Annotated in this window: 8 protein-coding genes; 4 read left to right on the forward strand and 4 right to left on the reverse strand. The window is 55.7% G+C overall.

Going from position 1 to position 5976, the window contains the following annotated elements:
* Positions 1-125: 125 nt before the first annotated feature.
* From GOB85_RS18130 to GOB85_RS18145, 4 genes are all read right to left on the reverse strand, one after another.
* Positions 126-449, reverse strand: coding sequence for a transposase (locus tag GOB85_RS18130; RefSeq protein ID WP_173578783.1), 324 nt, complete (start codon positions 447-449; stop codon positions 126-128).
* A 112-nt stretch (positions 450-561) separates the two neighbouring features.
* Positions 562-1032 carry a DUF192 domain-containing protein gene (locus tag GOB85_RS18135; protein ID WP_408737087.1) on the reverse strand — a complete coding sequence of 157 codons (471 nt, stop codon included), beginning with the start codon at positions 1030-1032 and terminating at the stop codon, positions 562-564.
* Positions 1033-1182: 150 nt separating this feature from the next.
* A complete protein-coding gene (locus GOB85_RS18140) occupies positions 1183-1851 on the reverse strand; it encodes an MBL fold metallo-hydrolase (protein ID WP_173578782.1) in 669 nt (222 codons plus the stop codon).
* A 52-nt stretch (positions 1852-1903) separates the two neighbouring features.
* Positions 1904-2314 carry a baeRF12 domain-containing protein gene (locus GOB85_RS18145; protein ID WP_173578781.1) on the reverse strand — a complete coding sequence of 137 codons (411 nt, stop codon included), beginning with the start codon at positions 2312-2314 and terminating at the stop codon, positions 1904-1906.
* Between the two features lie 152 nt (positions 2315-2466).
* On the opposite strand from GOB85_RS18145, the gene GOB85_RS18150 reads away from it, so the two are divergent.
* The 4 genes from GOB85_RS18150 (at position 2467) to GOB85_RS18165 (ending at position 5934) form a co-directional block, all read left to right on the forward strand.
* On the forward strand, positions 2467-3618 hold the full coding sequence (locus GOB85_RS18150) for an XdhC family protein (protein WP_338421810.1): 1152 nt from the start codon (positions 2467-2469) through the stop codon (positions 3616-3618).
* On the forward strand, positions 3585-4235 hold the full coding sequence (locus GOB85_RS18155) for a nucleotidyltransferase family protein (RefSeq protein WP_338421809.1): 651 nt from the start codon (positions 3585-3587) through the stop codon (positions 4233-4235). The genes GOB85_RS18150 and GOB85_RS18155 overlap by 34 nt, the downstream gene beginning before the upstream one ends.
* A gap of 91 nt (positions 4236-4326) precedes the next feature.
* Complete coding sequence (locus GOB85_RS18160) at positions 4327-4677, forward strand: RidA family protein (RefSeq protein WP_173578779.1); 351 nt, start codon at positions 4327-4329, stop codon at positions 4675-4677.
* Between the two features lie 546 nt (positions 4678-5223).
* Positions 5224-5934, forward strand: a complete 711-nt coding sequence (locus GOB85_RS18165; protein ID WP_173578778.1) for a glyoxalase superfamily protein — start codon at positions 5224-5226, stop codon at positions 5932-5934.
* The last annotated feature ends 42 nt before the right edge of the window (positions 5935-5976 follow it).

Genomic DNA, 5976 nt, shown 5'->3' on the forward strand with positions numbered 1-5976 from the left:
CAACAGCCGCAATCGTGCGGCGGCGAAGGTCAGCAGACAGGGCTCGGGTCATACGGGCCGGCCTCCATACCGGCACATAGTATGAATCAGATTTCGACCAGTATGGGAATCTTAAAATGAACCTATTAGATCGGATTGTGCTCTAGCACAGCATGTAGAGGGAGTGGTGGATACTGGCGAGCGTTCGGTCGTCGGTCCAGCGCCGGAAGTTGAAATTCACCGTGCAGTGCGCTGGAAGCGTCTTTCGGCAGCGCCGCCCATTGGCAACCCGTAATCAGGATACACCGTAACCCGTTCACGATCTCCCGCTCATCGACGTGGCGCTTGTTGCTGCCCGGTTTGGCGGATGGAATCAACAGATCAATAAACGCCCGTTCCGCGTCCGTCAGGTCGCTCGGATAGCGCAGTTTGCTGCCATCGTAGCGACCTCGGCTCTCAATGGCCCACATTCGGCAACTCCCGCAAAGCGGTTCGCCATCATCGAATCACAAGCGATTCCAATGATTCAAGATGTTCCTGAATGGACACTCATGGCGTCCAGCACCGTCGTCTCAAAAGAGATCAGGATTTCTTTTGAACAAGTGATGGCACGCTAACAACATCACCAACTGAAATTCCCAGTTTCCCGGTTATCCCACCCTGCAGTTCAAGTGTCGCCAGAACAGGCCCATGACTGCTCAAATGAGCCAGACTTCCCGGAACCGTGTTTTCTATAATTGACTGAATATGCCGGTCAGCCCCAATAAAAATGATATCAAGTGAAGCAAGCGTGTTTTCCATCCACATGTCGCTTTGCTGCGCATACGGCCACACAAACAACATCCCACGATCCGCAGGTAGGTCCGGCCTGAACATTTCACCGACTTCCTGTTCTCGCGGCGTTTTTGCAATCTCAATAGAAAACTGATGTTTCCCATTTTTTGATTCGATGCTCAGCGGCTCCCGCATCAGTTGAGGCTGTGCCTTTACAGGAACGTCACCGAAATCAGCTGCATAAGCTGTGATACCCAGGGCGCTTCGGTATACTACTATCAGACAGCAGACAATCAGAGCGGTTCTGGAAGCAGAAGACACAAACACGATGATTGAACTCCTTGATATCGTGACCAGCGCGGGCTTACTATTATTCGGTAGCTATTTTACCGGAAGCAGGCTGTAAAAAATAAGGTCTGAATGATCCTGTCATTGCAGAAAAGGGTTATTGATCCGTTCCGCCCCCACTGTTGTAGGCGCGCCGTGACCAGGCAACACCACAACATCATCTCCTAAAGGGATAATTTTTTCGTGGATCGAATCAATCAGTTGCTTACTATCTCCGTATGGGAAATCTGTGCGGCCTACTGTTCCTCTGAACAGAGTGTCCCCGGCGAATACCACTTTATCTTTGGCATCAAAGAAAACGACGTGTCCGGGTGTGTGACCAGGGACGTGTCTTACTTCATAAACGCGATTTAGAAGAGTAAATGTTTCACCGTCACTGGTATAACAGTCCGGTTGTGCATTATGCAGGTCGTTTATCCCGAAATGAGCGGCCTGCGTCTCTACCGAATTAAGAAGAAAATCATCTTCCCTCGATGGCCCGATCAGTCTTACCGAGCCATTTCCCTGGCGTGCTTCAAGCGCATTCCGCAGAGCATTCGCGCCACCCACGTGATCCAGGTGGCCATGAGTCAGAAGAATAGCGTCCACGGTCAGATCTGCTGCTTTAATGCGGCCAAGCAATTTATCCACATCGCCACCGGGGTCGATAACGAAAGCGTGCCGGGTCGCCGGATCCCAGACAAGAGAACAATTCTGCTGGAAAGGGGTGACTGGCACCCTTTCCACCCCGAAGCGACCCGTACTACTCATTAGCATTGTCCTTATGACAAGAAGGAAGGACAGACATTCAATACTTTACAGATCAGGCTGACTTCCAGCCCGTTTCCGGAATATCAAAATGAGATGGCAGATCATGCACAGGGATATTTGTCAGATCTTTCACCAGCGTTTTGATGAGTTTCTGTTGAGCAGGCTTAGACAGGTGCTCACGAAGATCGTGCAGAACCTCTCCCGGAGCAGCAATTACGAAACCATCCAGGTTTGAGCTTTTCTGTGTAATTTCATTCATGCGGTCTGCGACCACGCGAGCAAATGCATCCTTTTTCTGCTCGCCGAGAGATGAGCCTGACGGCGTCATGCCCGGCGTCCCTTCGTGCTTAGCAGAGTTGATGGAGGCTATCTCTTCAAACCGTCCTTCCTTGTGTTTGAAAAACTTCGCCTTCTGGCCATCGACGACGACATAGGCTGTCTCACCGTCAAAACTGTTTACCATAATCATAGCCTTCCATCGGTTGGTGCTCTGATGTCTTACCCTGAGCACGGATCTCTTCTGCGGGGAGAGATGAGCCCTGTGGCTCGTTTGGGCAACCCCCCAATGCGAGAACGATGCTAGTGCCCCGCATGCGATCTGATACAGTGACTTGCATGCCTGACAGCGCGCTTCCCGGACTGCCTGCCGATCCGTTCCATTATGCTCTTTCCTGGGCTTCTGAGGGCCAGGGCGTGGTGATGGCGACCGTTGTCGGGACGTCTGGCAGCGCTCCCCGCCCTCCCGGCAGCACGATGGTGATCGGATCCGGCGGTCGTATTGAAGGCTCTGTAAGTGGTGGCTGCGTTGAAGGTGCTGTCATCACGGTGGCACGTGATATCCTTGCGGGCGCGCCGCCGGCGCTGCTTCATTACGGCGGTTCGGATGCCGGGGAATGGGCGGTGCGCCTCGCTTGTGGCGGCACTCTGACAGTCTTTGTGGAAGCGATCCGCACTGCATCGTATCCGCTCGGCACTTTTAGTGTCGAACTCCTTAAACAGGTCATTTCCGGTATGGGTCAGCGGAATGCGGTGACGCTTATCAGAGCCCTGGATGGATGCAGCCACGCTGTTGTCACGGGTGCGCAAACAGAACCGCAATCGGATTGCGTGCCGCTCGCTCTTATGAGCAAAGCAGATGAACTTGCAGAAGGTGAATGCCTGCAACAGGACGACGCGAACGGGCAATCGTGGTTCCTGCAGAGCATCCCTCCCCCTTTGCGGCTGATTGTCACCGGTGCAGTGCATATTGCGCAAACGCTGACGACCATGGCATCGGCCATCGGCTTTGAAACGATCATTGTGGACCCGCGCAGCAGTCTCGCTACACCAGAGCGATTTCGGGATGCGTCCCTTATTACTGACTGGCCGGATGAAGCGCTGGCTGCTCTGGCAATCGATTCGCGGACAGCGGTTGTCACCCTTACTCATGATTCCAAACTCGACGACCCGGCTCTTTCCGTGGCTGTTCAGAGCCCCGCTTTCTATATCGGGGCGCTGGGTTCGCGGCGGACTCATGCGGCGAGACTGAAGCGTCTGAAAAACGAGGGGCTGGCGGAACATCTTCTGAAGAAGATTCGCGGGCCTGTTGGTTTGCCCATAGGGGCTATCGGTGCGCCGGAAATAGCTGTCTCCATCCTGGCTGACATTATTGCTGTGCGGCGAGGCTCTCCGCTGGCGGTTCGGGAGGAGGACTGGTGGTCATCGGTCGGAGGCTCCGGGAGCAGCGATGCCTCGTGCAGCGTCGGGTCCGGGCGGGATTCTTTATAGCCGTGCCGGGGGTGGTTGCTGTCGTTCTTGCGGCGGGGCGGTCATCGCGGACCGGTGACCGGCACAAGCTTCTGGCAACGGATGCGTCGGGGCAGACGATGATTGCCAGGACACTAACGCAGATTACGGCAAGCAAAGTGTCCGGGATTTGTGTCGTGGTGCCGGATATCGCGGGGCTGGTGGCGCAGGCTTCCGAGCGAGTGCCGGAGCCGATGGTGGGCGTGCGATTTGCGATCCGGCAGTCGGCTGACGTATCGCAGGGGCTTTCGATGTCCCTTCGGGCGGGAATTGCGTGTGCCCGCGACTGGCAGGCAGACGGTGCTGTTATCTGTCCTGGCGATATGCCGCTGATCCGGTCTGCCATGATTGATGCTTTGGTGGACTGTCATGCTGCGACGGGTGCTGATGTTGTGGTTCCGGAGTGCGACGGGCGTATTGGCAATCCTGTTTTGTGGGATGCGCGGCGATTCGGGGTGCTAATGGCGCTGCGCGGTGACGAAGGAGCCAGAAAGCTGCTGCGGCTGCCGGATATACGACGCGCTTCTGTTGCTGCCGATGCTTCGATTTTCGTCGATTTTGATACGCCCGAAGCGCTGGATCGGTTTTCAGGGCTTTGAATTTCGGACCTGCGCTTCTCCTTCCCGGCGACGCGTGCGAGTATCCCGCCGTTTATGGCAGCGCATCTGCGCATCAGATCAGGAGATTTTCATGAGTAAAATTCTGCGGAACGAGCCGAACGCCATTCTGTCCAAAGCTGTTGAGTATCACGGCTTTATCTTCACGCAGGGCGTAGTGGCGAAAGACCTGTCGCTGGATGCCGAAGGGCAGACAAAGGACGTTCTGACGCAGCTCGACGCGATCCTTGAAGAGCATGGCACCGACAACACGCGCATTCTTCAGGCTCAGATCTGGGTGAAGGACATTGCGGACCGGGAAGCACTGAACCGCGTATGGAGCGCATGGCTTCCGACTGGTATGGCCCCTGCCCGCGCCTGTGTGCAGGCGACGCTGGCTGACCCTCGGGTGCTGGTTGAGATCATGCTGATCACGACGAAGTAAGACAGATTTATTTGTCTTTACAGGGCTCTGCCCTGCACCTCCCAAAGGTTGCGGACCTTTGGGAGCCGGTTTGTTCAATAAATCAGGGTGCAGGGAGTCGTGCTCCCTGCTGGGTGTGGGCAGGGCTCCCGATTCCGGACTGGTGATCCGGGTCATCCGGTTTTGCAGTCTTTCCGGGGCCGAGTTTTCCAGATGGGTCGGGGGTAATCTGAGGGGGTGTCACGGATTGTTTCCGGGGCCTTGTTCGGGTTGGGGTTGCTGGCTGCGTTCCATTCCCCGTGAAGCATCCGAAAATAAGACAATCGTCTGTGCAGCTATCTGTTGCTCTTGTCTGAAGATGCATTTTTATGCAGGGTACCAACGGGCTTATGACGCAGCCCGCCGCCTGCGCCGGGACTACTTCCGGTTCGGTGAATGCGTCGATCCGTATTCCGCATGTACCCTCCGGATGCGACGAACGGATGTCAGGAATGCAGGCACTGACCTCAAATCCGTTGTTCGTCACTGACGGAGACGTGACTTATGCAGGCCCCGAATCCAAAGACTATGGCTCGCATTCTCCGCGAAACGCTTGCCGGGCAACATCTGGTAATCAGCCACTCGGCTTCTCTGGAACTGGTTGCCAAACAGCTTGGCTACAGTGACTGGAATGTGTTGTCCGCCCGGCTGGGGGGCCGTACATCAAGGGCCGAGCCGGTACTTTATGAGCCCGAAGCTGCCAACAGGCTGCCGGAAGGGTGGTCTGCAAGCGGGCGCCTGGAGTTGTTCCGCTACGACCTTCTGCCAGGTGCAGGCCCCCAAAACATACCTGCCATAGTGATCGAAAGCCGGGCATCGTCCGGCTCAGCAGAAATCGCAAAGCCTGGTGATTTCCTGACAGTCATGCAGCGCATCTCTGCGGTCCGGTATCGCGGTCAGTCAGTGAGTTTCCGCGCACAGGTGAATTGTGCGGATGCGACTGGCAGCGGTCGGATATGGATTTCTGCCCGGGGGTATAATCAGAAACCCCTGACATTCGAAAATCTCGGGCTGGAGGGAGAAGATCCTGCCGGACCGATTACGGGAACGACGGCATGGACGCAGCGTAGCGTCACGATCGAGATCCCTGACGCCGCAATCCACTTAAGTTTCGGAGTTTTGTTCGGCTCCGGAACAGGAACTTTTCGGGCAGCGGATTTGTCATTTGGTCTAGCAGTCTGTCGGGTTGGGCATTTTGAGGATCACGGCGGCGAGGCTGACCCGGCTTATGCTGTTTGAAGCCGTGCCATTCTTTTGCAGTTGTATGCGAGAGCGACGAGT

Source organism: Acetobacter fallax (genome assembly GCF_011516735.1).
GTDB classification, from domain to species: domain Bacteria; phylum Pseudomonadota; class Alphaproteobacteria; order Acetobacterales; family Acetobacteraceae; genus Acetobacter; species Acetobacter fallax.